The following is a 15,053-nucleotide window of genomic DNA, read 5'->3' on the forward strand; positions in this document are numbered from 1 at the left end:
CAGAAAACGATCTTATGTTCGTAATTGCGGTACACTACTCTTATAGAAAGCGCTGCCGATTGGAACAAGATGAATAATATCGACTCGTTAACCGTTCAACGTCTTTGTGATAAATCGCAAGAAGCTTTTATATTGTCAATCGAGCTTTATAACAGACCAACACTTAAATATAGAGTTGAAGGATGTGCTTTCTTTCTTTGCAACGCATGGGAATTGCTCCTGAAAGCCCATCTCGTACAACGTAACGGCAACAGGGTCATATACTATTCTGACAAAGCCGATCGAACCTTGTCCCTAGAAGACTGTGTTAAAAAGGTTTTCACTAACGAAAAAGATCCCTTGCGGCGAAATTTGAGCAAAGTAATAGACTTGCGAAATACTAGCACCCATTTCGTTGTTCAAGAATATGAAGGAATCTATGCTCCGATCTTGCAAGCGTGTGTTGAGAATTACGATGAAAAAGCGCGCGAGCTCATGGGGATTGAGATAAGCGACCGCATCCCGGAAAACTATCTCGTGCTTTCGGTTAGACGCTCAGATGCAACGATTGAGGAATGTCGAGCGCGCTACTCTCCGGAAGTCATAAGTCGAATGATCGATGCCAGAAGTGGCGTGTTGACCTCGGCGGACGAAGAGGGCAATCGCCGATATGCACATACCTACACAACGGAACTACGTTTAACCAAAAAGAAAGATGCGGACCTGACTGTTCGTATTGACAAAAATGGAAATACGCCAGTTTCTATCATCAAACAGCTTGTTAAGCCTGAAGATAAATATCCCTATCGAACGAATTATGTAGTTGAAGAAATCCAGCGCAGGCTAAATGCAAATAGCATCCAGCTAAAAAGAAATGGCTGTCCTCAAGAATTCAACAGCTGGGTTTTTAACCTGTTTATAAAGATGTATGGGATGAAGGACGATCCTCGCTTTTCAATTAATACTTCGATGAAGGGAGAACAGCCGCGGTATGCCTATTCACAACAGACAATCGATGATATCTATGAGCTGATTAAACAGAATCCAGATGGAATCATCGAAGATCTAAGGTCAAAGGCGACGAACAAATAAAAACAGCCTTAGTAAGGGATGACCCCAGGAGCAAAGGAATTCTAAATCCAAAGGATCTACTCCCATTCGGGAACCCAGCTTTTACCCTTCCCAAGTCAACCCTTACTAAGGCTGTAACTTTATTATCCCAAATATGATTAGCATTCATACGCTAAATCTAAAAAATATCAAATAGGGGCGCTGCTGATCGGATTAAGAATCAATGCGCTTAACGGCCACACTCCCTATCAGGGCTTGAGACTTGGCCCCCTGTATGATATTCACGAATTGCTATTCTTCGAATGAGCATCTATTGGCCGAAATCTTACCCTACTGTTGAGCGAGGCCTGATTGATTTTTATAAGCCGTAATGCAGGAACTTATTTCATGTCCTAGTTAGAAGAGGAGCCACCTTCCATAGACTTCAGTTGAGCGGATACAATCCTTTAAAGGGAGAAATGATCCAAGTTGTCCATGTTCAGTTGCAGTATGTACTATGCCAACGACCTGGCCCAAACCATTAAACACTGGCCCACCACTCATTCCATGCCGAAATGAGCAATTCGTATAACAAAGTGTGCCCTCTTCACTTGGTTCTCCGACCCTGAGCAAATCTCCGCTGTGTAGTTCAAAGCTGAATCTAGATTCGGAAAAATGGTGTTGGTAAGCAGAAATCCTGTCGCCCTTGGTAAGCAACTCCATATTTGATGGAAGAAGGGGAATGTTCCTTAAGATCGCAGGAGGAACATCTTGTAATATTGCGGCATCGTGTTTGTTGTCCTGAACTACCTCATTCCCAAACCTAAATATTGCAAGCGGCGTCTTATCCGAGCTGAATAATTTAATTTCCCTGCTAGTTTTATCATGGGAAACGGCATCGCATATCACATGCCATGCCGTAACAAGACCGTAGCCAGGCAAAAAAACCCGAGACCCTCAAATGAGTTTTCTTCGCCATCATCTCCTTCGAGATACAGAAGTGAGTCTTGTTGAAGTGCGACTGGGAAAGTAGGCATATTTTCTGGTTTCGTTTTGTTGTACAAACTGCCCAAACGCATAAGTGGTCCTGATGTCCAGGGGTCCTTAATCAGAGACTTGTAAAAATCAAGACTTCCGCGAAGAGACGCTTCAAACATCCCTCTTTCTGCATCAGTAAGTTTGGCGATGGTTTTACCGTAATAGCAGCCCATCGCGCCTTCAATGTCGCCATTGCTTAGTCGATGGAGCGTTGAGCGGAGTCGCCGATATTGCTCGCGTTTTATATTTGTCTTTTGATTGCAGACAACGCCCGTGACCAGTTGTCTTGAAAAACTGCAACTGTAAAACGATTTATCCTCGTTGAGCTCAAACGATTCGGTTCCATGGAAGTTAGTGATTGCGTTTCGTAGCTTATTGGGCAACCTGAGCTTTCCACCTGAATAAAAATTTCGATAAAAGAAGTAAGAACTATTAAATGAGAACGTAAGATCATCGGCATATCGAGAGTATTGGTATCGATATTCTCGCGATAAGTGCATTAGCTGTTTATCCATACCGAGGCAAATCATGTTCGAAATAATAGGAGATGAGGGAGCGCCTTGAGGGAGTCCTTTCGGTGTCGCAACAATCCTTGAAATACAGAATGCAACTTCAGGGGTTAGACCTAACTTCTTGGAAACAAGAAGCCCGTACACTCGTCTTGACGAGATAGAAGGAAAGAAGTCCTTAATATCCAGGCCAACAATTACTTGTGAGCCAATGTGATTTTCAGCATTTGTTTTTATCGACCGTCCTTTGATAAAACCATGGACACAAGGCAATGGCTTATAGCCTTTTTCAAGCTCAGAGGCGATGATTCTTTGAGCCCTTTTTAAATCAGACCTTGGGATTAATAGTTCTCGATAGCCACCGTTTCTTTTTGGAACCAACCTATTTCTATATAGGTCATACATGGAAGTTGGATATACAAAGAAATCAAGCTTTTCCAAGGTCAGGCCAAGAAACCCAGCCAGATCGGCTTTCGACTGAAGTTCGTTGAGCATCAGATTATCCTTAAAGTTAATAGCCGGTTCCTCCGTAGAGTCGTACCTGATAGACACGTAGCAGAATATAATGTGCAAACAAAGCACTTCCGATTGCGATGCGCAAACGCTAATTCGAACCGGCTATAGGGGTCATTTTACCAGTCTTTAATTTTGCGCAAAGGCCGAACTGCGCATCATTAATCCGTAATGGGGCAAGCATGATGTTGGCGCGCCTTCCACGGCGTCGTCTGTGCAATGAGCCCTCTTGTTACCTATCAGGTAGAAACAGCAGCCTCCAGATTTCATCTATGTTGCAATCTGAGTTTTTGTGCTCACGTGTTTACCTCGGATTTCCGTCCAGAATAGGCTTTCAGACGATGTTGTCCTTGAAGATGATTATGAATGGAGAGCAGAAATCTTTCTTGTTTGTCATAGGGCGCTATCAATGTCGCGAATTAAACTTATAACCGACATGTGCACCGCAAATGCTGAGAGATGATCTTCTTGGTGATGCGACGGCATGCTGCCAGTTGTAAGGTCATCGATTAGCGATAATCGGTGATTAGCAAATAGATGAGAAATCGGTCACCGCATACTTCTGATAAATTGGCACCTCAGCAGCGATATGCGGCACCAAAAAGTGCCAATCCCAGCAGGAATAACGATAAAGAGGCGGCGATCCAGTTGTTGTCGGCGGTCTTGGGGAGTGTCGCTGCGGTCGCGGTGGTGGCTTTGGGTTTGGAGGACGTGGACGCCGTGGTCTTGGTTACCGTCGTCTTGGTCGTTATGTTTGTCTTGGTTGACGCGGCCGCGGGCTTTGGCGCGGGATTTGCCGAGGGTCCTGTGGTGGGCTCTCCGGCAGCGGGGGTAGCATCGGCGGGAGACTTGCCCGCGCTATCGCCAGACACCTCGCCCCCACCGGTCTCCCCCGCCGGCGGCGTGGCCACATCGGGCTCAACCACCGCATGTGGTGCCACAGCACCGGAGGCATCCACCACGCCACCAGCACCAAAGGCCCCACCAGTGGGCATCGCAAACCGCGCAGACATAAGCGACTCACCCAGGCAAGCAACCCCGCCATCTGCACCGGCCGCATCAAGCCACGAGGCGTCGACGGAAAGCCGACAGCCGGCCGCGCCAGCGCCAAGGCCCGCATCCTGCAGATACACGCCGTAGGCGCGCACGCCCGCTCCGGACCCGGCGCCCGCTGCAACGACGCGCCCGCCGCCGCGCACGGCCATGTCGCCTGCGATCACGCCGGCAACCGCCTCGTCAGTAATATCGGCCCCGTCCGCCCGCGCATCGACGGTGCAGCCGTCCACCACGAGCGCTTGCGAAACGTGGATACCGCACTGGGAGCCCGTCGCCGTAAGGGTCCCGGTGCCGCGAAGCGTCAGGTTGCCCCACACCTCCACGCCGCACAGCGTGATGTCTGCATCGGGCGCATGCGACTCCGTCACGGAGTTCTGCCCGGCAAGCGTCAGCACCAGGTCGCCCTCGGCGCCGATGGCCTCGCCCGCGTAGCCGTTAAGCTCCAGGTGGTCGGCATCGGTCCAGGCCCAGCCGGAGCCCGACACGCCCGGCTCGCAGTACGTCGCGCCCGCGATGATGAGGCTCTCCGCGCCCGCGGCATAAGAAGGCCCGCCTAGCAAAACGCATAGGCAGGCCATGGCGGTAAACATCTTGCAGTCCCTTTTAATGAGAAGGCAAATCGCTATAACCGAGTTTGTCCGAACATCGCGTAAGGCATGAGTCAGGTCGAAGGTGTTCATCGAGACGACAGGGACAGAGATGCCTTAATAGGTCGTCTCGATCTGGGCGAACCCCTCGTACCTAGGATCGACGCACCTCGATAGAGAACGCGGGGGCGCAGTTTGCCGCATTCCGCTCATCGACAGTGTTGGGCCATCGCTTTAAGGAACCTGTCGATGAAAAGGAAGAGTCTGGTAGCGTATGGCCACACGCAGGATCTACCGGCGAGCACATTGCGCAACATTTTGCAGAGCAAACCGCTGCCAGGGCCTGGTTTGGAGACGATATTCCAGCCTAGGATGGGAGGCAATCATCATTGCGCAGCTAAATCTCCAACAATGTTGAACAAATAGGATGTCATTTGCTTGAAATCCGGATAGCTTTGGTGGTGTCGATATTAAGGGAGCTATCGGAACAGCTCATCATGGCTGCCGGTGCGTTCGAAGAAAGCTACCTCTTCGTTTGATGACCATATGACAAGCCAGTCGCCAGAGTTTGCTACGTGACATTCGTTTCGCCCTGCCCAGTTGCCGCTTAGCCGGTGCATATTATGACGTCGTTTTAATATGTCCATTGACTCGGGTGTATTCTGTAGCACCAGGTCAATTAGCTTTTGAAGCTCGGATAGATCCCATTTACGGCGCCTTGCTTTTTTCTTTAAATCGCGGGAGAAGGCTGCAGAGAACTCTGCGGTTAACGTGCTCATTGTGCCATCGCCGCAGCGATGAGATCGGCGCCATTGTCAAAACGTCCTTTTTTGCCAGATGCAAGAAACGCGTCCCCCTCGCGAATGGCCTCAAGGCTTTCGGCATTGGGCTCCTCAGGGGCAAAAGTCAACGGGATGCGATGGGTGTTGACCATTTGCTTGAAGAATGCGCGCGTCACGGACGACAAATCAAGTCCATAGTAATCAGCCACTTCTGCTGCCTCGCGTTTGAGGTCATCGTCAACCCTAATGGTTAATGTTGAGCTTGCCATTTTGGACCCTCCAATCGTGTGAGTGCAACCTTAGTATAACGCACATACACTAGTAGATTGTGTAATTACAATCAATTAACTAAGCCTTTTAGTGGTACGGCACGTCATACATTGCATGCAGTAAAAAGGCAACGCTCCCTTTCGGAAAGCGTTGCCTTTAAAGCTTCAACTGGGATCTTGTATTGCAGCTAGGTATGCCGCACGCCCCAACAGCGATATGCGGCACCTAGAAGCCCCAGGCCCAACAGGAGTAGCGTAAAGGACGCTGCAATCCAGTTGCTGTCGGCGGTCTTGGGGAGTGCCGCCGTTGTCGCGGTGGCGGCCTTGGGCTTGGAGACTTTGGCGGCCGTGGTCTTGGTTACCGTCGTCTTGGTCGTTATGTTTGTCTTGGTTGACGCGGCCGCGGGTTTCAGCGAGGGATTTGCCGAGGGCCCCGTGGTGGGCTCTCCGGCAGCGGGGCTTGCATCGGCGGGAGACTTGTCCGCGTTATTGCCAGGCACCTCGCCCCTGTCGGTCTCCCCCGCCGGTGGCGTGGCCACATCGGGCTCAACCACCGCATGCGGTGCTACCGCACCGGAGGCATCCACCACGCCTCCAGCATCAAAGGTCCCTCCGGCAGGTGCTACAAACCGCGCGGACACAAGCGACCCGCCCGTGCACGCAACGCCGCCATCGGCGCCGGCCGCATCGAGCCACGAGGCGTCAACGGAAAGCCGACAGCCGGCCGAGCCATCACCAAGGCCCGCATCCTGCAGATATACGCCGTAGACGCGCACGCCCGCTTCGGACCCGGCGCCCGCGGCAACGACGCGCCCGCCGCCGCGCACGGCCATGTCGCCTGCGATCACGCCGGCGACCGCCTCGTCCGTAATATCGGCCCCGTCCGCCCGGGCATCGACGGAGCAGCCGTCCACCACGAGCGCTCGCGAGACGTGGATCCCGCACTGCGAGCCCGTCGCCGCTAGGGTCCCGGTACCGCGAAGCGTCAGGTTGCCCCACACCTCCATGCCGCACAGCGTGATGTCCGCATCGGGCGCATGCGACTCTGTCACGGAGTTCTGCCCGGCAAGCGTCAGCACTAGGTCGCCGTCGGCGCCGATGGCCTCGCCCGCGTAGCCGTCAAGCTCAAGGTGGTCGGCATCGGTCCAGGCCCAGCCGGGGCCCGACACGCCCGGCTCGTAGTACGTTGCGCCCGCGATGATGAGGCTCTCCGCGCCCGCGGCATAAGAAGGCCCGCCAAGCAAAACGCATAGGCAGGCCATGGCAACAATCGCAATGTAATGACGGCTGGTGTAGGACTCGGCAGCAAACATACCCGCTCCGATCTTCGAGGAGCCAATAGAATGTGCACCAGAAAATGCCCTGGTAGCAGCAGTTATTAGTTTAGCGAGATCAAGCCGTAAACGAAGAAAATGTCCCTGTACAGTGTCAATAATTAGGTGTAAATCGTTTTGCCAATCGGTGAAAGGAAGGAGCCATGTCAAGCGATGTGCGTAAATCATCGCGCGTACAAACGAGATCGCTGGCTGCATCTGTAAAGCTCTAATTCGATTTGGATTCTTCTGCGCATGTGAGACTCGTAAAGCATTATCTAAGATAGCTCATAGACTTGGTGACTACATTTTCCAGCCACGTGAAAAAGTCGTGTACGCAGCACTGATTCGCTTTAAAGCCATGAGCGTGACAAATAGAAAGTTAAGAAGAAAGAAGGCGGCGAGACAAAATAAGATTCTCGATAATAGTTCACTGATGCTCTTGGCCAATGGGGCCATACATAGCAAACCAACAGCGAAGAGCCCATCCAAAACCGTCCACATAGATATATGAAAAGACTCGTCAACTAACACAAACTCGCGATCGAGTGGTTTTGGATCATTTTGTGAGCTCATTTGCAAGCGCAACTGAAAGAGGAGAACGGCAACACCACACATAAGGCCAGAAATAATAGAGATACAGCTAATGAGATTCGATATTAAATCGTCAAGGTTAATGCAACTATCAGGCCATTTAAAAAATAGAGCCACCGACAGCAAAGCTGGAACAACTAGTTGCACAAATATATCGATGAGCGATATTTTATTAGTCTGATAATTGCGGAGCGTATCAATATATTTGATTAGCAGTGGCCAGAAGTCAATTTTGCCCATACTATCGACCCTCCGGAGTAACCTAATAGACTATTTATCTCTATTGAAGACATCCTCTGCTCTAGCGAAACTATCAAGACAAGCAGCGACAAACTGATCATCAGAAAGTGGCGGCTGTCCTGATTCATTCAACACTTCAGTTATGGGAACTGCAAATTCTTTATCAAGCATAAACGTCTTAGTTTTTCCGTCACGTTGCTTTAGCGTGGCTAAAACTTCTTCTCGGCCAGAATAGTTGCTTGTAACGCCAAAATACTCCGCGACAGCTTTCTTGTCTTTAATCATATCAATTATCGCTAGAGGGATGCGAAGGCCTCTTTTATGCTTCGCTACGAATGACATAGTTCCTACGTTTGCCACGGTACCGTCTTCAATGTTTTTGGAGGGGCGATAACGCCTAAGTTCAAATTGTTCTACTCCTGTAAACGCGTCTAGTGCAGACCTTTCCTGCACGCGCTCTGATTTTAAGGATATTCCGGTAGAATGGCTGGCAATATAATTCTTTAGTGCTGTAACGGGTACTGAGGCGCCTCCGCCATTTGGAACTGATTCAACCCCAATCAACGCATAGCCAAATCCGGGGGTACATTTTATAAGAAGTCTAGAAGGAACCATGCCGGCCATTTCTTCTGTGTAGGAAATGCCGCTATCGGTCATTGTTCTTGTATCAACGACATCAACCCGTAGTCCTGCTCGACCAGATTTCAGATTGATCAAAACACTGTCATTAATTTGTCGATAAGAATTAAACTGTATGAAGCGCTCGCCTTCATTCACTTGGAAAGGTACATTGTTGTCGTTTACAAAGCTGAAAATGTAGTCCGCTAAAGGCTTATCGCCGTAATTCGAGACATCAAGTCTTTCTTCTTTGTGCCTATATGTGTTTGCCCAAAGCCTATAGACGACAAGTGAGTGCATTGCGAATAATCCGGGCATTAGAGCATCTCCTAAAGCGATCAAATTAAAATTGATGCAATTTTATTCCTGCTGGTGGACAATTAAAAATACAATGCTGCATGCTAATTAAATTAATTTCAGCATTGGGAAATACCATTTCAACCCCTCGGCTCTCGTTAATATATTCTCCTAAACATAGGTTGCGGTTCAAGACACAGTCTGGGTCAACACTACCGTAGTCAACATATGGGATCGTCCAATGGTTCTCAAGCAAGGAGTAATATACGGGTAATAGCATCGCTTGCTCTAAAGGCAACAAACGATTCTCGGTTTAGAAGCCTGTATAAATAAGGCCGGACCGCTTTGTTAACTAGTAACAAAGCGGTCCGGCCTCAAAATGTCAGCATTAGCAAGCGGAATGATAGATGACCCTATCGTATATGTCGCTACTCTTATTGACCCTTCTTCATTGAATCTGTAAGGGAATTTACGAGGAACTCCCGCATCTGTGGCGTCGACATCACATTGCCGATCATTGATTATCTAAATCAACTTCATGCTGCTTCATGAGCTTTTCGATTTCATGCTCATTTGATTCTTTGAGCTTTTGAACATCTGAGGCGGATATATTGCGAGCAACTGAATAAGAGCTGATACCGGAAATTATCGAGGCGAGTATTGAAACGATTTACGACGCAATTATTGATGGCTCCATGATGTTATTCCTTACTGCCCCTGTGCGCGGTAGCGTGCCTCGGTGGCCTCCTTGGCGGGGCGCCACCAGGACTCGTTGGCCACGTACCAGTCGATGGTGGCCTTGAGCCCCTCGGCGAAGTCGGTGTGGGCCGGCCTCCAGCCGAGCTCGCGCTGGAGCTTGGTGGAGTCGATGGCGTAGCGGCGGTCGTGGCCGGGGCGGTCGGCGACCCAGTCGAAGTCCTCGGGGTCGCGCCCCATGGCCGTGAGGATCATGCGCAGGACCGTGATGTTGTTCTTCTCGCCGTTTGCGCCGATGAGGTAGGTCTCCCCCGTGCGGCCCTTGGTGAGGATGTCCCAGACGGCCGAGGAGTGGTCCTCGGTGTGGATCCAGTCGCGGACGTTCTCGCCGCGGCCGTAGAGCTTGGGGCGGACGCCGTCGACGATGTTCGTTATCTGCCTGGGGATGAACTTCTCCACGTGCTGGTAGGGGCCGTAGTTGTTGGAGCAGTTGGAGATCGTGACGCGCAGGCCGTAGGTGCGGGTCCAGGCGCGGACCAGCATGTCGGAGCTGGCCTTGGTGCTCGAGTACGGCGAGGACGGGTGGTACGGCGTCTCCTCGGTGAACTTGGCGGGGTCGTCGAGCGCCAGGTCGCCGTAGACCTCGTCGGTGGAGACGTGGTGGTAGCGGATGCCGTATTTCCTCACGGCCTCCAGCAGGCGGAAGGTGCCCTCCACGTTGGTGCGCAGGAACGGCTCGGGGTCGGCGATGGAGTTGTCGTTGTGGCTCTCTGCGGCGTAGTGCACGATGGCGTCGTGGCCCGGGACGATCCTGTCCAGCAGCTCCGCGTCGCAGATGTCGCCCACGACGAGCTCCACGCGGTCCGAGGGCAGCCCGGCGATGTTCTCGGGGTTGCCGGCGTAGGTCAGCTTGTCCAGGACGGTGACGTGCACCCCCGGGTGGTTGTCCACGACGTAGTGCACGAAGTTGCTGCCGATGAAGCCGCAGCCGCCCGTTACGATGATGTTCTTGGGTTCGAAAATCTCAGACATATTTACCCCCTCTTTGCCTCGTTTGCGACATTCAAAAGATACTTACCATACGCAGTCTTCTTCAGCGCTTCGCCCAGTTCGTGTAACTGATTATGGTCGATGAAACCTCGGCGATAAGCGATTTCTTCCAGGCACGCAATGTAATACCCCTGGCGGCTCTGCACGACCTCTACGTATTCTGCGGCCTTCAAAAGACCCTCGGGCGTGCCCGTATCTAGCCACGCCATGCCTCGCCCCATCAGCTCAACCGATAGTTGGCCTTGATCTAGGTAGGCATTGTTGATGCTCGTGATCTCCAGCTCTCCACGCGCGCTTGGCTTAACGTTTGCTGCGATATCGGAAACCTGTCCATCATAGAAGTACAGTCCCGGCACTGCATAGTTCGACTTTGGAACCTCGGGTTTTTCCTCGATGCCAACCACACGATGGTTCTGGTCGAACTCAACCACACCGAAGGCCCTAGCGTCCTGCACGGGGTATCCAAACACAACGGCCCCACCATGGCATTCGACCTTCTCCTTTGCGCGTGTAAGCACGCGAGTGAGGTCTTGACCATGGAACATGTTGTCGCCCAGAACCAGCGCACACGGTTCGCCGGCAAGAAAATCGCGCCCGATGGTAAAAGCTTCGGCTAGACCGCGAGGTTTGGCCTGTTCTGCGTACTCTAGGCGCATGCCTAACTCGGATCCGTCCCCGAGAAGTTCCTTGAACGCCGGCAGGTCACGTGGTGTCGAGATGACAAGCACCTCTCGGATTCCAGCGAGCATCAGAACGCTTAAAGGGTAGTACACAAGTGGTTTATCGTAAATTGGCAGAAGCTGTTTGCTAAGGGCTTTAGTAATCGGATGCAGTCGAGTGCCAGACCCACCTGCAAGAATTATGCCTTTCAACGTTTTCCCTTCAGCGGCAGCCGAAATAAAGTGCGCATTGCTGCTCAAGTCACTTATGGCTGCTTGGACAAATAATATATCGGTCGTAAATCTCTTAGGAGTCTGATACCGTTCTTGCTAATTTCCGTGATTGGATTCAGCGTTCGGTTCAGATTTAGCTTTGGTGATGGCTTTGGTTCTATCTCAGATCTTTAAACCTATTGAGAGCCATTTCAGTCTTGAAGTCTTCGAGAAAGTCTAAGAAGTCATATTTCGGCTCGTAGCCTAATAGCTCACGACAGTTTTCGATATCCATTACATAAGAAGGACCGCTTGGCATTTCAGGACGGTAAACAATCTTCGATTCAACGCCATCTGGATTGAATACCTTCGCGATACCGCGAATCCAGTCCTCGTTTGAAGTTCCAATACCGGTACCCACATTAAAGAAGCCGCCGTCAACGTTCTCTACGGTCACAGCTTTACGTAAGAGCTGACAGAAGTCCTTGACGTTTACAACATCTTTGGCACGGGTGGGATCGCCCCAGATTTCAAGCGTTTCTCCTGCCATGGCTCGATCAATCAGCAATCGATATCCAAGTGTCCGACGCACGCCATCGACGTTGTATGTCTTGTCGGGGGTAAAGGCGTAGACAGTGGGAAGCCTGAACACAAAGCCTTTTAATCCGTACTCAGCCTGATAATGCTTGATCAAATCAACGGCGAAGCATTTGGAAAGAGCATAGACGGTGTGATCGCCAGTCATAATAATATTGCGATCATCGTAAGGATGAATTACGGGGTTTTCCGGAGTAACGGAACCCAGCACATCGGATATGGTCTGAGCATAAAGAATGCGACCAGCACCCGTCTTACGGCAATACTCGAGTACGTTAAGGGCTCCACGGCTGTTTACGTCAATATAATCGGAAGGGTTATAGCCGCTCATATATGCTGGCAGTAAACCGGCAAGAAGAATCACCGCATGGACGCCCTCTTGGGGGAGCTGCTCTAGAGTAGAAGCATCGGACATATCTACACTTGTATAACCAATGTTGTAGCGATTGAAAAAATTCGTCTCTCTACGACCGGCGGCAAACACCTCATATTCATCTGCAGGCAGGTGATTTACTAGATCTTCGGTAAGGTATGCGCCAGTGTTGCCGGTTGCGCCGATTACTACAATCCTCTTTTTCACGGTTAGCTCACCTTCGCCCTCATGAACTCACTAGGCTCCGCACGGAATGCGTCAAGCTCGGCTTGCGTGTCGAACCTAAGGAATACCGATCCAAATGCGTGATTTGCTGCCGTGAACGCCTCGATTTTGGCTCCGGGCTCAATCCACAGCTGCTCTTCGGCAAGATAAGAGACGGCGAAATCAGCTGCATACTCCATACCTGTGAACACCCCGTCGCGATCAGAGTGAAGCATCTGCTGAAACCAGAAACCGTCATAAGCGGGCATCGAAAGATTGCCAACGGGTTCGCCGAGCGCGGCCTTCACCGCCGCCATGACAAGATCGGTCTTGCCGTCGGTGGCATATTTGAGCATCTCGCACAGTCGATTGCCGCCGCCGCGCGGAGAGCTCTCCATAATGTAGGCCCTGCCATCGGTTGCCACGCGGGTCTCAATGTTGAATACGCCGTCACGAAGGCCCAACAGATCGGCCAGGCGCTGCAATTCCGAGACAAGCTCTATTTGTGCCCATGCTGGCAATGATGCTGGCATTGCATACGCAGCGGGCGTGTAGGGATTTGGAACGGAGGGATCGAACAGCTGCGAGGTAAAGCTCACGCACGAGAACTTTCCGCCGCTAACGAATCCGTCGGCATCGGAGGAGTCCCCCTCCTTCTCCAAAAACTGCTCGACGATACAGCGCCCATCACGCGAAAACTCGAGAGCGTACTCAACCGCCGCCTTAAGATCCTCGGGGCCATCCACGCGCGAGCAGCCCTTCGATCCAGCCGAATCAACCGGTTTGGCAATCACGGGATAAGCAATCGAATCGGCTTCTTTCATGGCCTCGTCGGCAGAGCGGTAGATATGAAGCTCGGGACAATTAAAGCCATTGTCGCGAAGGAAGGCGCGGTAGCGCTCTTTATCTTGAAGAATGCTGACCGCCTCATAGCTTCCCTGGAACGGCAGCCCCAGTTTCTCGGCAGCATAGGACGCGGACACTACACCGGGATCGGCAGCGAATGACATAATTCCGTCGGCCTTGCATTTTTTAGCGGCGGCAAGCACAGCCTCGTTATCGATGATGCTCGCATTGATGTAGTCATCCGAGAAGGCATGTGCATAGTTATGCGGCAAATAATCGCATGTAACGACCTTCGCGCCCAACTCGTGCGCTGCCTTAATAACCGGCAGTGCATAACGTGCCCCACCAAGAAGGAGAAGTGTCTTGCTCATCGGTTTTCCTTTCCTGCATCCAGAACGGTATTGCAGATGCGGTCAACGTCTTCCAACGCCAAATCGGCGTACATGGGAAGCGTGATCACCTGGGATGCCGCCTTCTTTGCCACTGGCGTGCGGTCGCTTGAGTACACGCTTCGATAGCATGCGTAATCGTTGACCAGAGGATAGAAGTATTTGCGCGCGCCGACGCCAGTCTTGTCCAGGGCATCGAAAACGTCATCGCGCGTGGCGCCGAAGACACTCGGATCGAAAAGCACGGGAAGGTACGCATAGTTGTGGCGGATGTTCTTGGCGGGACGGAAAACGGTCACGCCGGCTGTGCCATCAAGGTTATCCCAATAACGCTCAGCAACGGCCTTGCGCTTGCCGATCTCGGCGTCCAGGTGACGAAGATTGCAGACGCCCATAGCCGCGCAGAACTCATTCATCTTGGCATTGCCACCGACGTACTCAACGTCCTCGGGACCTGTAATGCCGAAGTTCTTCCATTGGTTGAGCAGCGGATACAAATCTTCATCCTTGAAGCAGACGCAACCGCCCTCGATGGTGTTGAATACCTTGGTCGCATGGAAGCTGAACATAGACGCGTCGCCGAATGCCGCCGCACTATCGCTGCTTCCGTCCTCGTTCACGCGCTCGACGCCGAAGGCATGAGCGGCATCATAGATGACCTTAAGCCCGTGACGATCAGCGATCTCCTGGATGGCATCAACATCGCAAAGATTGCCGTAAACATGCACAGGCACGATGGCGCAGGTGCGCGGGGTGATTAATCGTTCAATGCTCTCTGGATCCAACGTTAGATTCACGGGATTCACGTCGGCAAACACGGGAGTAAGTCCCTTTCGCACGATAGCGTGAGTGGTAGAGGCAAAGGTGAACGGTGTAGTGATGACCTCTCCACCGGTCGGAAGAGCCATGGCCTCGAGGATGCACTCTAGGGCATTGTGACCGTTTGTGAACAGCGCAAGGTTGTTAATTCCCAAACGCTCCTTGAGGTCAGCCTCAAGTTTCTTATGCTCAACACCCATATTGGTAAGCCAATGGCTTTCCCAAAGAGGCGCAACCTCTTCAAAGTATTCCTCCATAGGAGGCATGGATGATCGTGTGACAAGAATGCGGTTACCCATATCAGGTACCTTCCCTTCGCTATGCTGCTTTCAAAGAACGATGACTAAAACGGATACTGTATT

General features: G+C 51.6%; 14 protein-coding genes. 1 reads left to right on the forward strand and 13 read right to left on the reverse strand.

Translation table 11 applies throughout. The features are described 5' to 3' along the window. The first annotated feature begins 69 nt into the window (after nt 1-69). Complete coding sequence (locus tag I1M21_RS03175; RefSeq protein ID WP_195192383.1) at nt 70-1,071, forward strand: DUF3644 domain-containing protein; 1,002 nt, start codon at nt 70-72, stop codon at nt 1,069-1,071. A 375-nt stretch (nt 1,072-1,446) separates the two neighbouring features. Here I1M21_RS03175 and I1M21_RS09990 read toward each other — a convergent pair whose 3' ends face one another. The 13 genes from I1M21_RS09990 to I1M21_RS03240 all read right to left on the reverse strand — a co-directional run bounded on the left by I1M21_RS09990 (nt 1,447) and on the right by I1M21_RS03240 (nt 14,990). Beyond that, nucleotides 1,447-1,938 carry a S1 family peptidase gene (locus I1M21_RS09990; protein ID WP_411160863.1) on the reverse strand — a complete coding sequence of 164 codons (492 nt, stop codon included), beginning with the start codon at nt 1,936-1,938 and terminating at the stop codon, nt 1,447-1,449. Further along, nucleotides 1,935-3,071: a reverse transcriptase family protein gene (locus I1M21_RS03185; protein WP_195192385.1), complete on the reverse strand. Its 1,137-nt coding sequence runs from the start codon at nt 3,069-3,071 to the stop codon at nt 1,935-1,937. Before I1M21_RS03185 ends, I1M21_RS09990 begins: the two co-directional genes overlap by 4 nt. A gap of 596 nt (nt 3,072-3,667) precedes the next feature. Beyond that, entirely contained in the window at nt 3,668-4,735 is a 1,068-nt protein-coding gene (locus I1M21_RS03190; RefSeq protein WP_195192386.1) for a hypothetical protein, read from the reverse strand. A 476-nt stretch (nt 4,736-5,211) separates the two neighbouring features. After that, a complete protein-coding gene (locus tag I1M21_RS09995; protein ID WP_195192387.1) occupies nt 5,212-5,511 on the reverse strand; it encodes a type II toxin-antitoxin system RelE/ParE family toxin in 300 nt (99 codons plus the stop codon). Beyond that, nucleotides 5,508-5,783, reverse strand: a complete 276-nt coding sequence (locus tag I1M21_RS03200; RefSeq protein ID WP_055310766.1) for a type II toxin-antitoxin system RelB/DinJ family antitoxin — start codon at nt 5,781-5,783, stop codon at nt 5,508-5,510. Before I1M21_RS03200 ends, I1M21_RS09995 begins: the two co-directional genes overlap by 4 nt. Nucleotides 5,784-5,971: 188 nt before the next feature. Then, nucleotides 5,972-7,096, reverse strand: coding sequence for a hypothetical protein (locus I1M21_RS03205; RefSeq protein WP_195192388.1), 1,125 nt, complete (start codon nt 7,094-7,096; stop codon nt 5,972-5,974). A gap of 303 nt (nt 7,097-7,399) precedes the next feature. Beyond that, nucleotides 7,400-7,930 (reverse strand): hypothetical protein, encoded by a 531-nt coding sequence (locus I1M21_RS03210; protein ID WP_195192389.1) that lies wholly within the window; start codon nt 7,928-7,930, stop codon nt 7,400-7,402. A 30-nt stretch (nt 7,931-7,960) separates the two neighbouring features. Continuing rightward, a complete protein-coding gene (locus tag I1M21_RS03215; RefSeq protein WP_195192390.1) occupies nt 7,961-8,866 on the reverse strand; it encodes a hypothetical protein in 906 nt (301 codons plus the stop codon). A 687-nt stretch (nt 8,867-9,553) separates the two neighbouring features. After that, entirely contained in the window at nt 9,554-10,573 is a 1,020-nt protein-coding gene (rfbB, locus tag I1M21_RS03220) for a dTDP-glucose 4,6-dehydratase (protein ID WP_195192391.1), read from the reverse strand. A 2-nt stretch (nt 10,574-10,575) separates the two neighbouring features. Continuing rightward, nucleotides 10,576-11,463, reverse strand: a complete 888-nt coding sequence (gene rfbA / locus I1M21_RS03225; protein ID WP_195192424.1) for a glucose-1-phosphate thymidylyltransferase RfbA — start codon at nt 11,461-11,463, stop codon at nt 10,576-10,578. Between the two features lie 178 nt (nt 11,464-11,641). Beyond that, nucleotides 11,642-12,640 (reverse strand): NAD-dependent epimerase/dehydratase family protein, encoded by a 999-nt coding sequence (locus I1M21_RS03230; protein ID WP_195192392.1) that lies wholly within the window; start codon nt 12,638-12,640, stop codon nt 11,642-11,644. A gap of 2 nt (nt 12,641-12,642) precedes the next feature. Beyond that, nucleotides 12,643-13,854 carry an ATP-grasp domain-containing protein gene (locus I1M21_RS03235; protein WP_195192393.1) on the reverse strand — a complete coding sequence of 404 codons (1,212 nt, stop codon included), beginning with the start codon at nt 13,852-13,854 and terminating at the stop codon, nt 12,643-12,645. After that, nucleotides 13,851-14,990 (reverse strand): DegT/DnrJ/EryC1/StrS family aminotransferase, encoded by a 1,140-nt coding sequence (locus I1M21_RS03240; RefSeq protein WP_195192394.1) that lies wholly within the window; start codon nt 14,988-14,990, stop codon nt 13,851-13,853. Before I1M21_RS03240 ends, I1M21_RS03235 begins: the two co-directional genes overlap by 4 nt. Nucleotides 14,991-15,053 lie beyond the last annotated feature (63 nt).

The sequence above is a fragment of the Collinsella aerofaciens genome, from assembly GCF_015546965.1.
GTDB lineage: Bacteria > Actinomycetota > Coriobacteriia > Coriobacteriales > Coriobacteriaceae > Collinsella > Collinsella aerofaciens_X.